This is a genomic window from Actinoplanes sp. NPDC051411 (assembly GCF_040682075.1).
In the GTDB taxonomy this organism is placed as follows: domain Bacteria; phylum Actinomycetota; class Actinomycetes; order Mycobacteriales; family Micromonosporaceae; genus Actinoplanes.
The window spans coordinates 52,570-71,844 of record NZ_JBFBAD010000042.1 but is presented as its reverse complement, the minus strand read 5'-3'; the positions used below and the strand labels follow the sequence as shown (position 1 = coordinate 71,844).

Below are 19,275 nucleotides of genomic sequence, written 5' to 3'. Positions count from 1 at the left end.
CTCAGCCGGCGGCCATGCGGCCGGCGGGCTGACCGGGAGAAGGCACTCGACAGGCGCGCGGCTGGCGGGTGGGTGATGAGGATCGATCAGCCGGTGCTGGTGGGCGTGGTCGGCGTCGCGGTTCTGCTGGCGGTCGCGTGGGATCGCCCGGGCAGGGTGGAGGGCGTCCGCGTTCGACTGGCTCTCGGCCCATCTGGCACGGCCGGGAACCCCATGGATCGACCCCTTCACTTAAGGTGTGACTTTGACTACCCAAAGTGGAGGATGCGATGTCTGTGCCCGCCCTGCCGCTTCCGCGCGAATGGGAACTGCCCTTCGAGCCGGCGCCCTCGTTGTCCCGGCCCGGCTCGCAGGTCGTCCAGGTCGCCTGCCCGACCGGGCTGACCGCCTGGCTGGTCTCCGACTATGCCGGGGTGCGGGAGGTGCTCGGCGACGGCCGCCGGTTCTCGGCCCGGCCCGGTCAGGCCTCGCACATGCTGGCCGCCTTCGACCCGGAGTCGGAACCGGACAGCTTCACCCGCCGGGACGGCCCGGAGCACGTGCGGATCCGGCGCAACTTCGCGCCCCAGGTCTCGCACGCGCGGCGGCTCGGCGAACTCAAGCCGCTGGTCGAGGACATCACCGACCGGGCGATCACCCGGATGCTGGCGTCGCCCCAGCCCTATCCGCTGCACGCGTCGTTCTCCACCGCGATCACGACCGAGGTGATCGCCGAGCTGATCGGGGTGCCGCCCGGCCAGCGTTATCTGCTGCGCAACGCGGCGCAGGCGCTGTTCACGACGTCGACGACCGCGGTCGAGTTGCGGGCGGCGCTCGAGCCGCTGTTCGGCTACCTCCATCAGGCCGTGGTGTCGCGCCGGGCGGCGCCGGGCGACGACGTGCTGAGCCGCATGATCCTGCAGGGCGAGAGCAGCGACCGCCCGCTCACCGACGCCGAACTGGTCGAGATGAACGCCGCGCTGCTGATCGCCGGCTTCGACACCACCGCCTCGATGATCACGTTTGGCCTGGTGGCGTTGCTGAACACGCCGGGGGAGTGGGACAAGCTGGTCGCCGACCCGGCGCTGGCGGTGCCGGCGACCGAGGAACTGGTGCGCTACCTGGGGGTGGGCACCGGGCTGCTGCGGCAGGCGACCGAGGACACCAGGCTCGGCGACCAGGAGATCCGGGCCGGCGACTACGTGGTCGTGGCCGTGCAGTCGGGCAACCGGGACGCGGCGCTCTACCCGGACGCCGACGTGCTCGACATCGCCCGCAGGCCGGGGCCGCACATCGGCTTCGGGCACGGCGCCCACGCCTGCGTCGGCCAGCAGGTCGCCCGCATGGAGCTCAACACGGTGCTGGCGGCTCTGGCCACCCGGGTGCCGGCGCTGCGGCTCGCGGTGCCGGTCTCCGAGATCGAGTGGAAGCGCGACAGCGTCGTCCGCGGCCCGGTCGAACTGCCGGTGGCCTGGTCGTGAAGGTCACCGTCGACCGGGACCGCTGCATCGGGGCGGGCAACTGCGCGCTGATCGCCCCGTCGGTCTTCGACCAGGATCCGGACGAGGCCGTCGTGGTGGTGCTCGACGAGTCGCCGCCCGAGGACTCCCGGGCGGCCGTTCAGGAGGCGGTGGACCGCTGCCCGGCGGCCGTCATCGCGTTACAGCGCTGACCGGACGGCCGGTTCACCGCCCGGCCCGGATGGACGAGACGGCGGCGGCGGAACAGCGGCCGGCTTACCGCCCGGGCCCGGCTGGCCGAGACGGCGGCGGCGGAACAGCGGCCGGTTTACCGGCCGGCCCCGGTGGCCGAGGCGGCGGCGGTGGGAACCGCGGGCGGGGTCGCGGGCCGGGCCGTAACGGGGCGGACCGGGGCGGGAGTGACGCGGATGACGCGGCGCGGGGCCGGGTTGGTCTCGCTGGCGGTGACCGGGGCGCGGCGGGCGCCCAGCAGCGGGCGCAGGTCGGGCGCGACCAGGTGCGCGAAGCGGGCGGGGGTGATGACCCGGCCGGTGGCGTTCAGCTCCTCGAGGACGATCCGGGCGGTGAACGCGGCGTCCGGGCCGTCCATCAGCAGGCGCCGGGCGATCCCGGCCAGGAAGGTGCGGGAGGTCGGCACGGCCGGGTCGGCCGGCGGACGGTGACGGACCGGGAGCGGTAACTGTTCGGCCAGTAGGTGGAACGCTCGGGCGGAGAGGAACTCCCCGAGTGCCTCGACCACCGCGCACACCGCGCGGCGGGATTCGTTGCGGCCGTGAAGCCGGCCGCGGTGCTGGACCCGGGCGAGCAGATCCTCGTCGTCCACCTGGATTGCGTCCTCCCCCTCGAGTAACAACCGCTGGCCACGATTACCCATGAAGATGACACCCAAACGGGAGGATCGCGGCGGATTCGGCGAACAGGAGAAGACGGCTGGGCGGCCGACAGGGGAAACCGGAGGCAGGCGCGCTGGACCGTCAGTTGTGGACGGCGGGCGGCATGACGAGGGTCACGCTCGGAGGGCGGCGATGATGCGGGCCGCCGCGGCCTCGTCGGTGGTCTCGAAGCCGCTCTCGCCGGCCCGGGCGGCCGTGCCCAGCGTCACGCCGACGGCCGACGGGACGGTGCGTTTGGCCGAGGCGTGGATGGCGGGAACGCCGGTGCGGACGATCTTCTCGACGTCGTCCGGGCGTACGCCCCCACCGGCCATGATCTCGATGCGGTCGCCGGCGACGGCGACCAGCTCGGCCAGAAAAGGCAGCGCGTCGGCCACCGAGGCGGCGCCCGCCGAGGTGAGAATGCGGCGTACGCCCAGCGCAGCCAGCGTGCCGATCGCGCCCGCCGGGTCGCTCAGCGTGTCGAACGCACGGTGGAACGTGACCGGGCAGGAGGCCGCGACGTCGAGCACTCGCCGGACCAGGTCCTGGTCGACCCGGCCGTCGCGCACCCCGCCGATCACCACCCCGGCCGCGCCTGCTGCCAGGACGTGCCGCACGTCCCGCAGGATCAGCGCGACCTCGTCCGGCGAGTAGTCGAAGCCGCCCAGCCGGGGCCGCACGAGCACGTGCACCGGCGGCATCCCGGGCATCGCGACCGCGGTCTCGACCAGGCCGAGCGAGGGGGTGACGCCGCCGACCGGCAGCGCCGAGCACAGCTCGATGCGGTCGACCCCGAGACGGGCCGCGATCGTCAAACCCGGCGGATCCTGGACAGCTAGCTCGAAGTCGACCATCGCCGGTGAGTATATAGATCAACCCGGCGCGCCCGGCCGGTCGACGGCGCGCGATGCCGGGCGGCTCGACATGGCCGCCCGGCCTGGAATCTAGGCCGCGCAGACCTCGGCGAGATAGGCCGTCGCCTTGTCCGGGTCCATCAGCCAGTTGCCGAAGTCGTTGGGGTCGGAGAAGCCGTTGGCGAACCGCCGCGCGACGTCCTGGTTGCCGGCCGCCGCGCCCAGCAACTGCTGCACGTGCGGAGGCAGCGGCTGGAGCATGGCGTTGGTCCAGCCGGTCACCGCGGCGCCGTGGGCGGTCCAGAAGCCCTCGAACGTCGCGTTCATCCACGTCTCGTCGAACGGGTGGCCGCCCCGGGCCAGGATCGACTTCAGGTAGTAGTCGGCCGCCTTGGCCGCGGTGTTGGAGCCCTGTCCGGTGATCGGGTCGTTGGCGATCACCACGTCGGCCAGGCCGAGCACCCGCCCGCCGCCCGGCAGGTGGGCGACCGGCCGCCGGATCGTCGGCGTGTAACGCCCGTGCAGCGTCGCCTTGGCGTCGGTCAGCTCGACCGCGCCCGCCCGCTCGTGGACCCAGGGCAGGTATTCCTGGATCAGTTCGAGCGTGATCTGCAGGTGCAGCTGGGGCGCCATCCGGCCGACCGCGTCGGCGTACCGGTCGAGCGGCCCGCCCGGCACCGCCTCCCAGAACAGGATGTCGCACGGCCCGCTGTTGGTCAGGCCGGGGATGACGAAGAGCTCGCCCAGGCCGGGGATGGCGTGGAAACCCACGTGGGGGACCGGCCAGCGGGGATCCGGCGCGAGGCCGTGGACGTACGAGACGGCCAGTCCCCGCTGCGGCGACGTGAACACCGACCGGTTGTCGTCGCGGTCGAACATCGCCACCAGCTCGCCCTTGCCGGCCGCCACGATCGTCAGGTCGTAGCGCCCGAGCTGGGTCAGGGCGTCGAGGTCCTGGGTGGTCACCGAGTTGTAGATCACCTCGACGCCGCGGTCCTCGGCGTCGAGCAGCCACTGGGCCATCTTCACCCGCTGGTCGACCGACTGGGCCGGCGCGTCGAGCGGGCAGGGCGCGCCGAAGGCCATCTCGCCCGGGGGCGCCGACAGCACGACGTGCAGACCCTGGATCTGCGGGGTCTGGGACTGCCACCCGTCGAGCTGATAGGCCCGCTCGGACGACAGGGCCAGGTCGAACATCGCCTGCGTCGACGTGGGCCAGCCGGTGCGGATCTCGTCCGGCGTCCGGGCCGACATGAGCGTCACGTCGTAGCCCTCGGCTCGCAAACTCAAAGCGAGCTGTAGACCGGCCTGCCCGGCTCCGACGATGAGGATGTTGCGCAAGATTTGCCTCCTTTTACCAACGGCTAGTGGGCCGCGATGGCCAGCGGGCCCACCCGATCCCGGGCGTGGTCGACGACCGCGAGCAGGGCCCGCGCCACGTTGCGGCTCTCCCGTACGTCGGTGGCCAGCAACGGGATGTGGGCGGGCAGGCTCAGCGCGTCCCGCACCTCGTCCAGCGGATGGGTCGCCACGTTGTCGAACAGGTTGACGCAGACCACCCACGGCACCCCGGCGTCGTGCTCGAAGTAGTTGACCGCCGCGAACGAGGACTCCAGGTTGCGGGTGTCGACCAGCACCAGCGCGCCGACCGCGCCCCGGACCAGGTCGTCCCACATCGTCCAGAACCGCGGCTGGCCCGGGGTGCCGAACAGGTAGAGGACCAGCGCCTCGTCGATGGTGACCCGGCCGAAGTCCATCGCCACCGTGGTGGTGGTCTTGCCGGTGCCCGGGTCGAGCCGGTCCATGTGTTCGGTCGCCGCGGTCATCCACGACTCGGTCTTGATCGGTGGAATCTCGGAGATGGCGCCCACCGAGGTCGTCTTGCCGACGCCGAACCCGCCCGCGATCACAATCTTCGCGGACGTCATCTGCCGGCCCGGCACGTCAGGTGAGCTTGAGAAGCCCGGCACGAAGTCTCTCCAGAAGTTGGACGTCCTGTTGGGGGGCCGACATGCGGCGATCGTCGTGGATCACCAACTGGCCGAGTTTGAGCAGGTCACCGATGAGCACCCGGGTGACGCCGAGGGACAGCCCGCTGAACGCGGACAGCTCGGCGATCGAGCACATGTCCTGGGCCCGCTCGTAGAGCCGGCGGGTGGCCGGGGCCAGACTCGCGGCCAGCAGCGGATCGAAGCGGTTGCCGGTCGACACGAGGGTATGGATCAGCAGTTGGTGCCGGCGGCTGCTGTTGCGGGCCTTGCCGGTCATGTACGGGCGCACCTTCCAGTGCGGCCCGTTCCACGTAGCCATGGTGCATGCTCCGATCAGTGCGCCGGCTGGGGCAGGGTGCGTTGGTGGAGACCGTGCCGGATCTCCGGGGTGAGCGCGTGCCCGACCGCCTGGCTGAACCGGGTCATCGCATAGCCGAGGCCGGCCAGCTGGGTCTGCGGGGTGGCCGCCACGATCAGCGCGGCCACGAACTCGCCCGCCTGGTCGTCGATCCGCAGGAACGCCAGGTGGCCGCCGGGATAGCGGACGCTCAGGTTCTCCGGGGCCGCGCCGAGCCGGAACACGTGCCCGAACTGGCCGGTGATGCTGAGGAACCCGGAGGCCAGGGCGGCCGCGCTCTCCGCCCGGTCCCGGTCGAGGTGGCCGGCCGACGCCAGGTGCAGGCCGTCGGCCGAGACCAGGACGACGTACGTGATGGTCGGGACCTCGCCGACGAGCTGGTCGATCAACCAGGAGACGTCGAGTTTGTCGGCGCCGGTGGGATAGCCGTAGTCAGTCATCACGGTCCTTAGTCGGAGAAGTGCGCGCGGGCGGCATCGACGCCGGAGTTGAACGCGGCGGCGTCGTCCGGCCACGCGGTGGTGTGCGGGGCGGCCGGGATCGCCGGCTCCTCGGCCGCGGGCTGCGCGCCGCGGACGCTGCCCGGCACCCGGCGGGGCATCGGGGGTGTGGCCCGGCGGACGGTCGGTTCGGCGGTCGGCCGGTCGGCCGGCATGACCGTCTGACCGGCGACCGGATAGACCCCCGGCTGGTGCTGGGGGAGCATCACGGTCGGCTCGGCTCCCGTGACCGGCGGCCGGATCGGCATCGCGTTCGGGGCCGACTGCTGCATCGGGATCGCCGGCCGGGGCCGCGGCGAGGGCGGCGCCATGCGGGCCGCCGCCGAGTTCTGCGCGTGCCGCGGCGGGAACTGCTGGGCGGTCAGGGACGGTGTGCCCGCGTGCGGGATCTCGCAGATCAGGTCGGCTCCGATCAGCAACATCGCGACGGTGCCGCGAGGGCGGCGCGGGCTCAGCCGTACGCGAAGGCTCCGGTGCCGCCGGGTGAGCACCGCGACCACCGGAAGCCCGACGTGGGCCGGTTGCAGCTCGTCGCCCTCGCCCCGGGCCTCGCCGGAGAGCACGTGGTCGAACCACGGCACCTGGGCCGGGTTGAGCCCGATGCCGCTGTCCTCGACCCGCACCAGCACGTCGCCGTCGCCGGTCAGGTGGGCCGAGACGTTGACCGGTTCGGTCGGCGGCGAGTAGCGGTCGGCGTTGTCGACCAGCTCGGTGAGGATGCGGATGACGTCGTCGGCGGCGACCGCGGCCACCGCCAGGTCGATGATCGGCCCGAAGTGCAGCCGCTCGTAGTGCTCGGCCGGGGCGCCCGCCGCGTGCACCACATCCTGCAGCGTGGTGGTCTGCTGGTCGGGGTCCTCGACCGTCTCGCCGGTGAGCACCCGCAGGTTCTCGGCCAGCCGCCGGGTGCGGGTGACCGCGTGGTCGATGCGGAACAGCAGGTTGCGGCGCTCGGGGTCGGGCTCGGCCTCCTCGGCCTGCCCGATGTAGTGGACCGCCTCCCAGGTCAGCGTCAGCAGCCGCAGCGCGAACTCGCTGGCCAGCGGCCGCCACGGGTCGTGGAGGGCGAACGGCGGCGGCGCGATCGGCGGTTGCTGAACGACCGGCGGCTCACTCTCTTCCTCTGGCGGTGGGCCCGGCTCGTGACGACGAAGCCACCCGGGTATCCAGTTCACCCTATCGATCCCCCTTGAGGCGCCAGTGCTCCCGTTTCCGTTTCTTGCCCTGAAGCGCGAGGTATCAGCATCTATGCGGGTTGTACCCTACACGCCTAATTGTCGTGTTGACCATCGTCGTCATCCGAGCCCGCTGACCTGCGAAAACCCGCTCCGCATCACCCCTCGCGGGTCGTCCGCCGTGCCTGGCGTGTCCACGACGGACGACCACTCCGGCCATTCTGGGCAGACCATGAACACGAGTCCGGCCCGGTTTGTGCGACATCCTCGATCCGGCCGCGGATTCCCCCGGAGAGGTGACTTGCGCATGTCGTCAGGCTGCGGTGCCTTTCGATCTTTCTTGTCACGGGGATGGCGACCGCGACCCGGCCCTCGCGGCCCACGGGCGCTCGCTGCTGCTCCAGCGGATCGCCGCCGCCAAGGCGAGGCCGACGGCCGGGTCGACCGTGTTCCCCGGCCTGGCCGACGGGGCCCGGGCGATCACCGACGGCCAGGGCGGCCTCCTGCTCGACGCCTACTCTGCAACGTCGAGCTGCTCATCCAGGTCTGGTTCCGGCAGCCGGTGAACTCCGGGGCGGAGATCACCGAGCACCGCGCCGACCTGGCCACTCTGGTCGACGACGCCGTCGGCAACCTCCGCCCGGCGGGCTGAACCTAGGACCAGTCGATCTGCGGCGAGCGGTAGAAGTTCACGCCCTGGCGGTCCCAGCGCGGGCCGTAGGTGCCGAGCCGGGCCCGGAACGAGTCCCAGCTGTAGCTGGCCGACCAGCCCAGTTCCGCGATGGCGGGCAGGCGCGGGAAGGCCATGTACTGGATGTCGGCCAGGCTGCGCAGGGTCTCCGACCAGAGCGGCGCCTCGACCCCGAGCACCGCCGAGGCGGGCACGCCGGCCACCCGGGTGGCCGGGTCCCAGCCGTACGCGTCGTGCACCTCGATGAGCGCCGCCCAGTCCTGCCCGAGCGGCGTGTCCTCGGTGTACTTCATGTCGAGGTAGGCCTGGTTGGCCGGTGACATGACGACCTTGGTGCCGGTCTTCACGGCGGCGACCAGGTCGGCGTCGGTGTCGTCGGTGCCCCAGAACTGGGCCACCGCCCTGCTCGCGGCCGGCGCCTGGGCGATCTGGTGCCAGCCGTACGCGATCTTGCCGTACTTGGCGACCAGCGGAAGCACCCGCTGCTCGAACGCCACGTAGTCGGCCGGCGCGGTCGCGTGCGCCTCGTCTCCGCCGACGTGGATGTAGGGGCCCGGGGTGATCGCGGCGATCTCGCGGATGACGTCCTCGGCGAACCGGTACGTGATCTCCTTGGAGGTGCACAGCGAGCTGTAGCCGACCTCGGTGTCCGTGCGCGGCGGGGGAGCCACCCCGTCGCAGGTCAGCGCGGGATAGGCGACTTGCGCGGCGTTGACGTGCCCGGGCATGTCGATCTCGGGGACGATCGTGACGTAGCGGGCGGCCGCGTAACGGACCAGATCCTTGTAGTCGGCCTTGGTCAGGTAGCCGCCGCCGACCCCGTCGACGCCGGTGCCCGCGCCGCCGCTGATCCGGGTCAGCCGGGGCCACGAGTCGATCTGGATGCGCCAGCCCTGGTCGTCGGCGAGATGCAGGTGCAGGTAGTTGACCTTGAAGCGGGCGATCTCGTCGATGTACTGCTTGACCTCGTCCGGCGTGTGGAAGTGGCGGGCCTCGTCGAGCATCGCGCCGCGGTAGGCGTACCTCGGGTGGTCGACGATCGTGCCGCCGGCGACCGCCCAGTCCCGCCTCTGCGGGGTGCGCGCGTCGATCGCGGCCGGGAGCAGCTGGCGCAGCGTCTGCACCCCGTCGAACAGGCCCTCGGCGGTGCGCGCCTCGATGGTGATCCGGTCGTGGCCCGAGGTGAGGCGGTAACCGGTGGCGGGGCCGCTGAGTCTGAGCGCGATCACGGGCGTACGGGAAGAAGCGCGACCGATGATCGGGAGCCGGAACCCGGTGGCCGGTTTGAGGGCCTCTTCGAGGCGGTCGGCGACGGTGCGCGCGGCGGACGGGGCCTCGATGACGGTGCGGTCGGTCAGCCGGAAGGGCGAGCCGCCGGGGTGTACCTCGACCGGGGCCGGGATGACGTTGCCGAGCGGCACCGTGGTGGGTGCCGCCTGAGCCGGGGCCCCGGTGGCGGCCAGCGGCAGGGCGAGAGCGGCGAGAACAACAGCGAGACGGTGACCCATGGCCTGACGTTACATACGGAAGCTTCTATATGTGAAGGTGCCTGCCGTAATGCGCGGGTATGTTCGACGAATGTCCTACGTCGTGGACTTCGAGACCGTGTCGACGGCCGGCCTGGAATCGTCGCCGGTCGCGGCCGCGCTCGCCGGCCTGCGGGCGAACGAGGCCCGCTACTTCAGGAACAAGTACGGCCACGTGTTCACGGTCGAGCCCGCGAGCGACGCCCGGGCGGCCGTCGACTGGGTGAGCGGCATCCTCGAACAGGAGCGTGGCATCGTCATCGGTTCCCGGCCGCTCGAGGCGACCGCGTTCGAGGTCGAGGGCATCCGGATGGCCTACGTCTTCTACGAGAACGGCCTGTCGATCAACGTGATGTACACGATCGACGACGGCGGCAAGCGGGCGGTCGGGTTCAAGCTCGCCGACGGGATGGACGTTCCGGAGGAGCTGGGCGCGTTCAAGTTCGCCCGGCAGAAGTCGAAGCTGGCCGGCACGATCCGCGGCTCCTACTTCGTCATCAAGAACAAGCACTGACGCCTGGGGTCGTGCCGGGGTCAGTTCGCACTCTTGTTCCTGGGAGCGCTCCCATGTAATGATTCGCGTCGATGTTGCATCGGCGTTTCGGGCGTCCGCTCCCAAGCTTGACCGTGCCGGGGTCGGTGGCATCGCAACCACCCGAGGAGGACTTAATGGCTCCGTTGTCCCGGAGAGGGTTCGTGACCGCGGCCGGCGGCGCGGTGGTCGGGCTGGCCGTCAGCCCGAGCATCGCGAACGCGGCCAAGGACGAATCCGCGACTCGCGCCGCAGTCGCGGCGGCCACCGACGAGTACGCGCAGAAGTTCCTGGACCAGTACAACAAGATCAAGAGCTCGGCGAACGGCTACTTCCACTCCAGCGGCGTGCCTTACCACTCGGTCGAGACCCTGATGGTCGAGGCGCCCGACCACGGCCACGAGACCACCTCCGAGGCGTTCAGCTACTGGATGTGGCTCGAGGCGACCTACGGCCGGGTGACCGGCGACTGGGCGCCGTTCAACAACGCCTGGGCGGTCGCCGAGAAGTCGATCATCCCGCAGACCGTGGACCAGCCGAGCAACTCGTCGTACAACGCGAGCGCGCCCGCGTCGTACATCCCGGAGTGGCCCGACCCGTCGAAGTACCCGAGCCAGATCGACACCTCGGTGTCGGTCGGCGCCGACCCGATCGCCGGCGAGCTCAGCTCGGCCTACGGCACCTCCGACATCTACGCCATGCACTGGCTGATGGACGTGGACAACGTCTACGGCTACGGCAACAAGGCCGGCACCGGTGCCGAGCAGGGCCCGACCGCCTCCGGCCCCTGCTACATCAACAGCTACCAGCGCGGCTCGCAGGAGTCGGTCTGGGAGACCGTCCCGCAGCCGTGCACCGACCTCATGACGTACGGCGGCACCAACGGCTACCTGGACCTGTTCGTCAAGGACACCAGCTACTCCAAGCAGTGGAAGTACACCAACGCGCCGGACGCCGACGCGCGCGCCATCCAGGCCGCCTACTGGGCCTACCGGTGGGCGTCGGCCCAGGGCAACGCGAGCGCGGTCTCCGCCTCGGTGGCCAAGGCCGCCAAGATGGGCGACTACCTGCGCTACGCGATGTTCGACAAGTACTTCAAGAAGATCGGCAACTGCGTCGGCGCGACCGCGTGCTCGGCCGGATCCGGCCGCAACTCGCAGCACTACCTGCTCGGCTGGTACTACGCGTGGGGCGGCGCCGAGCCGGGCGGCGGCTGGGCGTGGCGCATCGGCGACGGTTCGGCCCACCACGGCTACCAGAACCCGGTCGCCGCGTACGCCCTGTCGGCCGAGACCGCGATCGCCCCCAAGGGCCCGACCGCCAAGTCGGACTGGGCGACCAGCCTGACCCGGCAGATCGAGTTCCTCCAGTGGCTGCAGTCGCCCGACGGCGGCATCGCCGGCGGCGCCACCAACAGCTGGGACGGCCAGTACGGCACGCCGCCCGCCGGCACCCCCACCTTCTACGGCATGTTCTACGACTGGGAGCCGGTCTACCACGACCCGCCGTCCAACAACTGGTTCGGCATGCAGGTCTGGGGCATGGAGCGCTGGGCCGAGTACTACTACCTGACCAAGGACGCCAAGATCAAGCCGATCCTCGACAAGTGGGTCACCTGGGTCTCGGCGCACACCACGGTCGGCACCGGCGGCACGTTCGCGATCCCGTCGACGCTCTCCTGGACCGGCCAGCCCGACACCTGGAACGCGGCCAGCCCCGGCAGCAACTCCGGCCTGCACGTCACCGTCGCCGAGACCGGCACCGACGTCGGCGTGGCCGGCGGCCTGGTCAAGGCGCTGCTCTACTACGCCGCCGCGACCAGCAACACGGCCGCCCAGACCCTCGGCAAGAACCTGCTCGACGCCCTGTCGGCGCACACCGACACCAAGGGCATCGCGATCGCCGAGACCCGCACCGACTACAGCCGGTTCAACGACAAGGTCTACGTCCCGTCCGGCTGGACCGGGAAGATGCCCAACGGCGACACGATCAACTCGAGCTCGACGTTCCTGTCGATCCGCTCGTTCTACAAGAACGACCCGGACTTCCCGAAGGTCCAGGCCTACCTCAACGGCGGCGCGGTGCCGTCCTTCACCTACCACCGGTTCTGGGCCCAGGCCGACATCGCGATGGCGTTCGCCGTCTACTCGGAGCTGTTCGGCGGGGGCGGCACGACCAACCCGCCGCCGACCGACACCACGGCGCCGAGCGTCCCGACGGCGCTCAAGGCCACCGCGTCCTCCTCGTCGTCGGTCGCCCTGACCTGGACGGCGTCGACCGACAACGTCGCCGTCGCCGGCTACCTGATCTTCCGGGGCGGCACCCAGGTCGGCACGTCCACCACGACGTCGTACACCGACTCGGGGCTGACCGCGTCGACGGCGTACTCGTACACGGTCAAGGCCCGCGACGCGGCGAACAACATCTCGGCGGCCTCGTCGGCGGTCAGCGTGACCACCCCGGCCGGCGGCGGGGGCAACCCGGGCACCGGCACGGTCACCGCGACCTACCACGTCGACAATGACTGGGGCAGCGGCTTCACCGCCACGGTCACCGTCAACAACACCGGCACCACGGCGACCAAGGGCTGGAAGGTCACCTGGACCTACGCCGGCAGCCAGAAGATCACCAACTCCTGGAACGGCACGGTCACCCAGTCCGGCGCCGCGGTCACGGCGACCAACGTCGGCTACAACGGCGCGATCGCCCCCGGCGGCTCGGCGTCGTTCGGCTTCCAGGGCACGTACACCGGCAGTAACGCCGCACCCACGGTGACCGCGACCGGAAGCTGACCCCCGGGGCAAGGGCTTTTCCGGCCGGAAAAGCCCTTGCCCGCTTTGATTTGATAAAGCCGTGAACAAGATCCCCACGGTGTTCCTGCGCGACCCGGCCGACCGCGGGCGCACGCTCGACGAGGTGCACCCGCAATGCCGGTGGGTGCTCGACGGCGAGGGCACGCCGACCCGCAAATACGACGGCACCTGCGTGCTGCTCGACGAGGACGGCGTGTGGTGGGCGCGGCGCGAGGTGCGCCCCGGCCGCCCGCGCCCGCCGGGCTACCGCCCGGTCGACACCGACGAGGTCACCGGGAAGACCGTCGGCTGGGAGCCGATCGCCAACTCCTCGTACGCGACGTGCCACGTCGAGGCGGCCGCCTCCCTTCCCGCCGGCCGGCCCGGCACGTACGAGCTGATCGGCCCGCGCATCAACGGCAACCCGGAGCGCGTGCCCACCCACCGGCTGGTGCGGCACGCCGACGCCGACGTGCTCGACACCCCGCGCGACTTCGCCGGCCTGCGGGCCTGGCTGCTGGCCCATCCCCAGTTCGAGGGCATCGTCTGGCATCATCCGGACGGCCGCCGGGCCAAGCTCAAGCACCGCGACTTCGCGCGGGACTGAAACAGCGGTCAGGCGGTGGCCGGCCGACCGGCCGGGGCCGGTGCCGTGGGCAGCTCCGGCATCGGCCTGCCCATCAGGAAGCCCTGGCCGTAGCGGTAACCCATCGCGCGCAGACGCTCCCGCTGGGCCTCGCTCTCGATCCCCTCCGCGACCGCTTTGAGCCCGAGGTGCTCGGCCAACTGCGCGACCGCCGCGGCGACCGCGATCCGGCCCCGGTCGGCGCCGTCGGCCACCCCGTCGACGAACGACTTGTCGAGCTTGAGCACGTCGACCGGGAAGGCGCGGAGCAGGCTCAGCGACGACTGGCCGGTGCCGAAGTCGTCGAGCGCGAGGCGTACGCCCATCTCGTGCAGCGCCTGCAGCGTCTCCCGCACCTGGCGGCCGTCGACCACCGACGACTCGGTGACCTCGAGGATCAGGTTGCGCGAGGTCAGCCCGGTCTCGCTGAGGATCGCGGCGACCTCGTCGACGAAGGTCGCCTCCCGCAGCTGGCGGACGGCCACGTTGACGTTGATGGCCTCGATCTGCCGGTTGGCCGCCAGCGCCCGGCAGGCCTCCCGCAGGACCCAGGCGCCGAGCGGCACGATCAGGCCCGAGCGCTCGGCGACCGGGATGAACTCGCCCGGCGAGATGAACCCCCGGGTCGGGTGCTGCCAGCGGACCAGCGCCTCGGCCCCCTCGATCTCGCCGGTCACCAGGTCGAAGACCGGCTGGTAGTGCAGCCGCAGCTCGCCGCCGCGGACCAGCGCCTCGTGCAACTCGCCGGCCATCCGGGCGTGGTCGGCCATGTCCTGCCGCATCCGGGGCTCGAACCGCACCCACGAGGCCTTGCCCGACTCCTTGGCCGCGTACATCGCGATGTCGGCGTTGCGCAGCACCTCGTCGGCGCTCTCGCCCGGCGCGGCGATGGCCACACCCACGCTGGCGTGCAGCAGCAGCTGCTGGTCGGAGGCCCGCACCGGCTGGCTCACGGCCAGCTGGAACCGGGTCGCCGCCGCCTCGACCGTGACCGGGTCGGCACTCGGGACCAGGATGGCGAACTCGTCGCCGCCCAGCCGGGCCGCCACCTCGTCCGGGCCGCAGGTCGCCCGCAGCAGCCGGCCGATCTGGTGCAGCAGCTGGTCGGCGGCGGACGGGCCGAGCGTGTCGTTGATGTCCTTGAAGTCGTCGATGTCGATCATCAAGACGGTGGCCGGGCCCGGTTTCTCCAGGCGCTCGGCGAGCGCCAACCCGAATCCCGTACGGCTGGGGAGTCCCGTGAGCGCGTCGGTGAGCGCGAGGCGTTCCAGCTCGGCCTGCTGCCGCCGGATGCCGTGCAGCGCGACCTTGTTCTCGCGCAGGCTCAGCAGCTGGCGGGCGACCAGGATCGCCGCGATCAGCACCGCCCCGACGATCACCGCCTGCCCGCGCCCGGTCAGGTCCCGGGCCGACACGGTGATGACCAGGGCGGCGATGACCGCCACGGCCAGATACTGGGCGGCGTCGGCCAGCGAGCGGTGGGGCGTCCGGCCGTTCTTCGCCGCGTGCAGACGCGCCTGGCGGTAGGCGGCCCCGCAGATCGCCAGCCCGACCAGCGGATAGCCGACCAGCGACAGCAGCGTCATGCCGAGCGGGGTGCCGCCCAGGAAGAGCACGACCGCGACCATCCCGACGACCGGCGCGGCGGCCAGGATGCCGAGTGCGCCCGGGTCGACCCGGCCCTCCGGGTTGACCGCCGCCTTCCCGAACACGACCAGCGCGAGCAGGCAGCCCACGCCGACCGCGGCCGCCGCCCAGCGGGCCGGTGCGGGCGTGGTCGCGGGCACGATGTCGAGCACGACGTAGCCGAAGAACACGACGCCGGCGACCGCGACGCCGGCCCCGTCGAGGGCCAGCCGCACCCAGTCGGTCGTGGTGCGGCGGGTCAGCGGCACGTGCCGGAAGGCGGCCATCGCCAGGTTGAGGCTGACCAGCGTCGGCACCATCTCGTACATCAGCAGGCCGGGACGGCCGAGCGCGGTCCGGACGACCGCCGAGAGCGTGCTGAGCACCAGCATGGCGGCCGAGAACGACCAGAGCCGCCAGAAGCCGCGCACCTGCGGATCGTCGCCGGTGATCCGGCTGACCCGGTGGCAGGCGAACGCGGCCGCGGCCAGCCCGGCCGTACCACCCAGGTTACCCAGCGCCTCGTGCCCCGGCAGCCCCACCAGCCAGGCCAGGGCGCCGGCCACGCCGGCCAGCGCCACCAGCACGAACAGGGGTCCACCCCGGTCGCGCCTGTCCCGCCCGCCTGCACCCGTCACTGTCTGCCCGACCCCTTCATCGACTCCGGCGACGCTTTGATCGGCCGGAATGATCGGAAACTGAGCGGGCCGGACCCGGCCGCAACCGCGGGTTCGGCCGAGGGTGCGGGTCATCGGCCGGGCGGCTCCCGTTCCCGACCGGGCGTCACATCGGTCGCCTTCGATGAGCTGCGGTTATGTCCAGATCGAAGAGGTTGGCGGTCAACCGTCCGAACCATCGGCAAGGTGCTCTAGCCTGACATGCACCGTTCAGGTTTCGTCCTCCGTGGATTCGACCGTCGGCGCCTAGCGTCCGAAGGTCGGCCCGCGAGAGCCGGAGCCTTTGTCACACATAGAAGAGGGGCGCTCATGAGGCGACTCACCATAGGGGCCTTGTCACTGACGTTAGGAGTCGCGGCGTACCCGCTGTTCGCCACTCCGGCGTCGGCCGATCCGGCCGGGACCGGCCTGGTCATCAGCGAGGCCTACGTCAACGGAGGCTCGTCCGGCGCGAGCTTCGCGAACAAGTTCGTCGAGCTTTTCAACCCGACCGGCGCCGCCGTCGACCTGTCCGGCGACACCCTGCAATACCGCGCTCCGACCAGCACCGTCGTCCCGAGTGGATCACAGGTGTTCGGGCTGTCCGGCTCGGTCGCGGCGCACGGTCACTTCCTGATCCAGCTGCCGGGCAACGGCGCCGCCAGCAACCCGGGCGCCCCCCTGCCGGCGGCCGACCTGAGCACCGGCGGCAGCGTCAACCCGGGCGCGGGCGGCGGCACGCTCTACGTCGCGGCGAGCGCCTCCGGTGTGCTGCCGACCGACGCCTCGGTCGTCGACCGCATCGGCTGGGGCACCAGCAACGCGCCCGAGGGGACCGCGGCGGCGGGCAACTCGCTCGTGCTGAGCTACCAGCGCGCGGCCACCGGCGCCGACACCGACAACAACCAGGCCGACTTCACGACCGCCACCCCGGCGCCGCAGAACGCGGCCTCCGACGGGGGCGCGGCGACGGTTTCCGTGACCAACCCCGGAAACCAGAGCGCCGTCGTGGGCACGGCGATCACCCCGGTCACCCTTGCCGCCACGGGCGGCTCCACGCCGTACGCCTGGAGCGCGACCAGCCTCCCGGCCGGCCTGACCCTCTCGCCGGGTGGGGTTCTGTCCGGCACGCCGAGCGCGGCCGGCACCTCCAGCGTGACCGTCACCGCGACCGACGCGAACGGCGTGAGCGGCAGCACCACCTTCAGCATCGAGGTGGCCTCGACCGCGACGATCACCCCGATCGCCGCGATCCAGGGCACGGACACCGACACCTCACCGCTGTCCGGCCAGACCGTGACCACCGAGGGCGTCGTCACCGCGGCCTACCCGACCGGCGGCTTCAGCGGCTTCTTCGTCGAGACCGGCGGGGCCGGCGGCGGCACCGACCTCACTCCGGGCGCCTCGGACGCGGTCTTCGTCTTCGGATCGATCTCGGCCGCCCAGGTGACGGTCGGCGAGAGCGTGCGGGTCACCGGCAAGGTGTCCGAGTTCCAGGGTGAGACCGAGCTCGGCAGCCCGACCGTGACCAGGCTCGACGACGCGCTCCCGGCCGTTTCCGGAGAGAAGCTGCCCTGGTCCGATCTGGACACGACGGCCGAGAAGGAGGCCCACGAGGGCGAGTTGCTGGCGCCGCAGGGCGACTTCACCGTCTCCGACAACTTCGACGCCAACTTCTACGGCTCGTTCACGCTGGCCAGTGGCGACAAGCCGCTGCGCCAGCCGACCGACGCCGGCCGGGCCGGCAGCGCCGAGGCGCAGGCCACAGCGGCCGACAACGCGGCCCGCACGGTCACCCTGGACGACGGCTCGAGCATGAACTTCAGCTCGGCGGCCAACTCCGGCCACCCGCTGCCCTGGCTGACCGCGACCAAGGCGGTGACGGTCGGCGCCAAGGTGACCTTCCACCAGCCGCTGATCCTCGACTACCGCAACTCGCTGTGGAACTTCCAGCCGACCGCGCAGGTCACCGACGACGGCGCCGCGGTGGCGACGTTCAGCGACCTCCGCACCGGCAACGCCCAGCCGGCCGACGTCAGCGGCACTCGCCTGGCCACGTTCAACGTGGAGAACTACTTCCCGATGACCGGCGCCGCCTACACCGCGGCCGGGCTCGGCACCTGCACCTACTACAACGACCGCGACGGCAACCACATCGGCGTCAACACCTGCACCGGCACCGACGGCAGCGCGGGCCCGCGCGGCGCGGCCGACGACGTCAGCTTCGCCCGCCAGCAGAGCAAGATCGTCACCGGCATCAACCGGCTCGGCGCCAGCGTCGTCTCGCTGGAGGAGATCGAGAACTCGGCCAAGTTCGGCGAGCCGCGCGACACCGCGCTGTCCGGCCTGGTCGGCGCCCTCAACGTGGCCGCGGGTGCCAACATCTGGGCGTACGTGCCGTCCCCGGCCGCCGACCAGCTGCCGCCGCTCGACCAGCAGGACGTGATCCGGACCGCGTTCATCTACAAGCCGGCCGACGTGTCGCTGGTCGGCCCGTCCGCGGTGCTCACCGGCGACTCGGGGGCCGGGCAGCCGTTCTCGATCGCCCGCGAGCCGCTCGCCCAGGGCTTCAAGAAGGTGGGCGCCGCCGACTCGGACGCGTTCCTGGTCGTCGCCAACCACTGGAAGTCGAAGGGCACCGGCACGCCGCTCTACCCGGGCGACGCCGAGGACACCTCGTCGCCCGCCGCCGACCAGGGTGCCTTCAACGAGAGCCGGGTGCACCAGGCGGCCGACGCTTCGGCGTTCGCCTCGAAGCAGGCGGCGGCGATCGGCACGAACCGGATCTTCATGGTCGGCGACTTCAACGCGTACACCCACGAGGACCCGGCCGAGGCCCTGTACGCGGCCGGCTACACCGATCTGGGCTCGTCCTTTGACCCGTCCGAGCAGACGTACTCGTTCGATGGCCTCGAAGGCTCGCTCGACCACGTGTTCGCCAACCCGGCCGCACTGGCCATGGTGACCGGCGCCGACGTGTGGCAGATCAACGCGCAGGAAGCGGTGGCGTACGCGTACAGCCGCTACAACTACAACGTCACGCTGCTGTTCAACGGCACCGACCCGTTCGCGGCCTCCGACCACGACCCGGTCGTCGTCGGGCTCAACCTGCCGTCCACGCCGGTCGCGCCGGCCTGGAAGGCGACCACGGTCTACAACGCCGGCGACACCGTGACCTACCAGGGCAAGACCTGGCAGGCGCTGTGGTGGACGCAGAACCAGAAGCCGGGCGACGTGAACGGCCCGTGGATGGAGATGGCGACGGCGCCCGACGGCACCGCGCTGTGGACACCCACGCGCATCTTCACGGCCGGTAACGTGGCGATCTACCAGGGCAAGAAGTACGTCGCCCAGTGGTGGACCCGCAACGAGAAGCCGGCCGACAGCCCGTACGGCCCCTGGAAACTCGCCAGGTAGCCGCTGACCGAACGGGCCGCCTCCCGGCAAGTGGGGGAGGCGGCTCGTTCGTCGCCGCGTGAAGCCACCCCGGCCGGACGGCACGCTGGGTCGCGCCGCCCGACCCGGTTGCCCGCGCGGGGCGCCCCCGGCCACCGCGTGGGCCCCCCCCGGCGCCCCGGGGGGGGGGGGCGGGCCGGGGGCGGGGGGGGGCGTGT

16 protein-coding genes and 1 pseudogene are annotated in these 19,275 nt (G+C 71.7%); 8 read left to right on the top strand and 9 right to left on the bottom strand.

The genetic code is table 11. From position 1 onward, the window contains the following. Positions 1-269: 269 nt before the first annotated feature. Together AB0M88_RS23710 and AB0M88_RS23705 are read left to right on the top strand one after the other, a co-directional pair. Complete coding sequence (locus AB0M88_RS23710) at positions 270-1,460, top strand: cytochrome P450 (RefSeq protein ID WP_364105632.1); 1,191 nt, start codon at positions 270-272, stop codon at positions 1,458-1,460. Next, entirely contained in the window at positions 1,457-1,651 is a 195-nt protein-coding gene (locus AB0M88_RS23705) for a ferredoxin (RefSeq protein WP_364105630.1), read from the top strand. The genes AB0M88_RS23710 and AB0M88_RS23705 overlap by 4 nt, the downstream gene beginning before the upstream one ends. A gap of 116 nt (positions 1,652-1,767) precedes the next feature. Here the strand turns inward: AB0M88_RS23705 and AB0M88_RS23700 are convergent, their stop codons facing one another. The 7 genes from AB0M88_RS23700 to AB0M88_RS23670 all read right to left on the bottom strand — a co-directional run bounded on the left by AB0M88_RS23700 (position 1,768) and on the right by AB0M88_RS23670 (position 7,213). Then, the gene (locus AB0M88_RS23700; protein WP_364105628.1) at positions 1,768-2,334 is read right to left on the bottom strand and encodes a DUF2267 domain-containing protein; all 567 of its coding nucleotides are present in this window, start codon (positions 2,332-2,334) and stop codon (positions 1,768-1,770) included. Between the two features lie 132 nt (positions 2,335-2,466). Next, entirely contained in the window at positions 2,467-3,189 is a 723-nt protein-coding gene (locus AB0M88_RS23695) for a copper homeostasis protein CutC (RefSeq protein ID WP_364105626.1), read from the bottom strand. Between the two features lie 90 nt (positions 3,190-3,279). Next, a complete protein-coding gene (locus AB0M88_RS23690) occupies positions 3,280-4,530 on the bottom strand; it encodes a styrene monooxygenase/indole monooxygenase family protein (RefSeq protein WP_364105624.1) in 1,251 nt (416 codons plus the stop codon). A 23-nt stretch (positions 4,531-4,553) separates the two neighbouring features. After that, a complete protein-coding gene (locus tag AB0M88_RS23685) occupies positions 4,554-5,117 on the bottom strand; it encodes an ATP/GTP-binding protein (protein WP_364105623.1) in 564 nt (187 codons plus the stop codon). 16 nt (positions 5,118-5,133) lie between these two features. Then, positions 5,134-5,499 (bottom strand): DUF742 domain-containing protein, encoded by a 366-nt coding sequence (locus AB0M88_RS23680; RefSeq protein ID WP_364105621.1) that lies wholly within the window; start codon positions 5,497-5,499, stop codon positions 5,134-5,136. A gap of 14 nt (positions 5,500-5,513) precedes the next feature. Further along, entirely contained in the window at positions 5,514-5,978 is a 465-nt protein-coding gene (locus AB0M88_RS23675; protein ID WP_364105619.1) for a roadblock/LC7 domain-containing protein, read from the bottom strand. Positions 5,979-5,986: 8 nt separating this feature from the next. Then, on the bottom strand, positions 5,987-7,213 hold the full coding sequence (locus AB0M88_RS23670) for an ATP-binding protein (protein ID WP_364105617.1): 1,227 nt from the start codon (positions 7,211-7,213) through the stop codon (positions 5,987-5,989). 323 nt (positions 7,214-7,536) lie between these two features. Here AB0M88_RS23670 and AB0M88_RS23665 point away from each other — a divergent pair, with 323 nt between their 5' ends. Continuing rightward, a complete protein-coding gene (locus AB0M88_RS23665; RefSeq protein ID WP_364105615.1) occupies positions 7,537-7,779 on the top strand; it encodes a hypothetical protein in 243 nt (80 codons plus the stop codon). Between the two features lie 88 nt (positions 7,780-7,867). On the opposite strand, the gene AB0M88_RS23660 is transcribed toward AB0M88_RS23665, so the two are convergent. After that, positions 7,868-9,412, bottom strand: a complete 1,545-nt coding sequence (locus tag AB0M88_RS23660) for a beta-N-acetylhexosaminidase (protein WP_364105613.1) — start codon at positions 9,410-9,412, stop codon at positions 7,868-7,870. 70 nt (positions 9,413-9,482) lie between these two features. On the opposite strand from AB0M88_RS23660, the gene AB0M88_RS23655 reads away from it, so the two are divergent. The 4 genes and pseudogenes from AB0M88_RS23655 to AB0M88_RS23640 all read left to right on the top strand — a co-directional run bounded on the left by AB0M88_RS23655 (position 9,483) and on the right by AB0M88_RS23640 (position 13,361). After that, positions 9,483-9,944 carry a phage tail protein gene (locus tag AB0M88_RS23655; RefSeq protein ID WP_364105611.1) on the top strand — a complete coding sequence of 154 codons (462 nt, stop codon included), beginning with the start codon at positions 9,483-9,485 and terminating at the stop codon, positions 9,942-9,944. 287 nt (positions 9,945-10,231) lie between these two features. Continuing rightward, positions 10,232-12,130: pseudogene (locus tag AB0M88_RS23650) on the top strand (glycoside hydrolase family 48 protein); the annotation flags it as partial. Beyond that, entirely contained in the window at positions 12,116-12,754 is a 639-nt protein-coding gene (locus tag AB0M88_RS23645) for a cellulose binding domain-containing protein (protein WP_364105653.1), read from the top strand. The pseudogene AB0M88_RS23650 and the gene AB0M88_RS23645, both read left to right, overlap by 15 nt. Positions 12,755-12,815: 61 nt before the next feature. Next, positions 12,816-13,361, top strand: a complete 546-nt coding sequence (locus AB0M88_RS23640; protein ID WP_364105609.1) for a DUF5565 family protein — start codon at positions 12,816-12,818, stop codon at positions 13,359-13,361. 8 nt (positions 13,362-13,369) lie between these two features. On the opposite strand, the gene AB0M88_RS23635 is transcribed toward AB0M88_RS23640, so the two are convergent. After that, positions 13,370-15,592, bottom strand: coding sequence for an EAL domain-containing protein (locus AB0M88_RS23635; protein ID WP_364105607.1), 2,223 nt, complete (start codon positions 15,590-15,592; stop codon positions 13,370-13,372). A 423-nt stretch (positions 15,593-16,015) separates the two neighbouring features. Here AB0M88_RS23635 and AB0M88_RS23630 point away from each other — a divergent pair, with 423 nt between their 5' ends. Then, positions 16,016-19,078: an ExeM/NucH family extracellular endonuclease gene (locus tag AB0M88_RS23630; protein WP_364105605.1), complete on the top strand. Its 3,063-nt coding sequence runs from the start codon at positions 16,016-16,018 to the stop codon at positions 19,076-19,078. The last annotated feature ends 197 nt before the right edge of the window (positions 19,079-19,275 follow it).

Bases quoted from the DNA above. Each gene is read 5' to 3' on its own strand.
- AB0M88_RS23685 (WP_364105623.1), bottom strand. From the start codon at position 5,117: ATGACGTCCGCGAAGATTGTGATCGCGGGCGGGTTCGGCGTCGGCAAG.
- AB0M88_RS23695 (WP_364105626.1), bottom strand. From the start codon at position 3,189: ATGGTCGACTTCGAGCTAGCTGTCCAGGATCCGCCGGGTTTGACGATC.
- AB0M88_RS23675 (WP_364105619.1), bottom strand. From the start codon at position 5,978: ATGACTGACTACGGCTATCCCACCGGCGCCGACAAACTCGACGTCTCC.
- AB0M88_RS23700 (WP_364105628.1), bottom strand. From the start codon at position 2,334: ATGGGTAATCGTGGCCAGCGGTTGTTACTCGAGGGGGAGGACGCAATC.
- AB0M88_RS23660 (WP_364105613.1), bottom strand. From the start codon at position 9,412: ATGGGTCACCGTCTCGCTGTTGTTCTCGCCGCTCTCGCCCTGCCGCTG.
- AB0M88_RS23680 (WP_364105621.1), bottom strand. From the start codon at position 5,499: ATGGCTACGTGGAACGGGCCGCACTGGAAGGTGCGCCCGTACATGACC.
- AB0M88_RS23655 (WP_364105611.1), top strand. From the start codon at position 9,483: ATGTCCTACGTCGTGGACTTCGAGACCGTGTCGACGGCCGGCCTGGAA.
- AB0M88_RS23710 (WP_364105632.1), top strand. From the start codon at position 270: ATGTCTGTGCCCGCCCTGCCGCTTCCGCGCGAATGGGAACTGCCCTTC.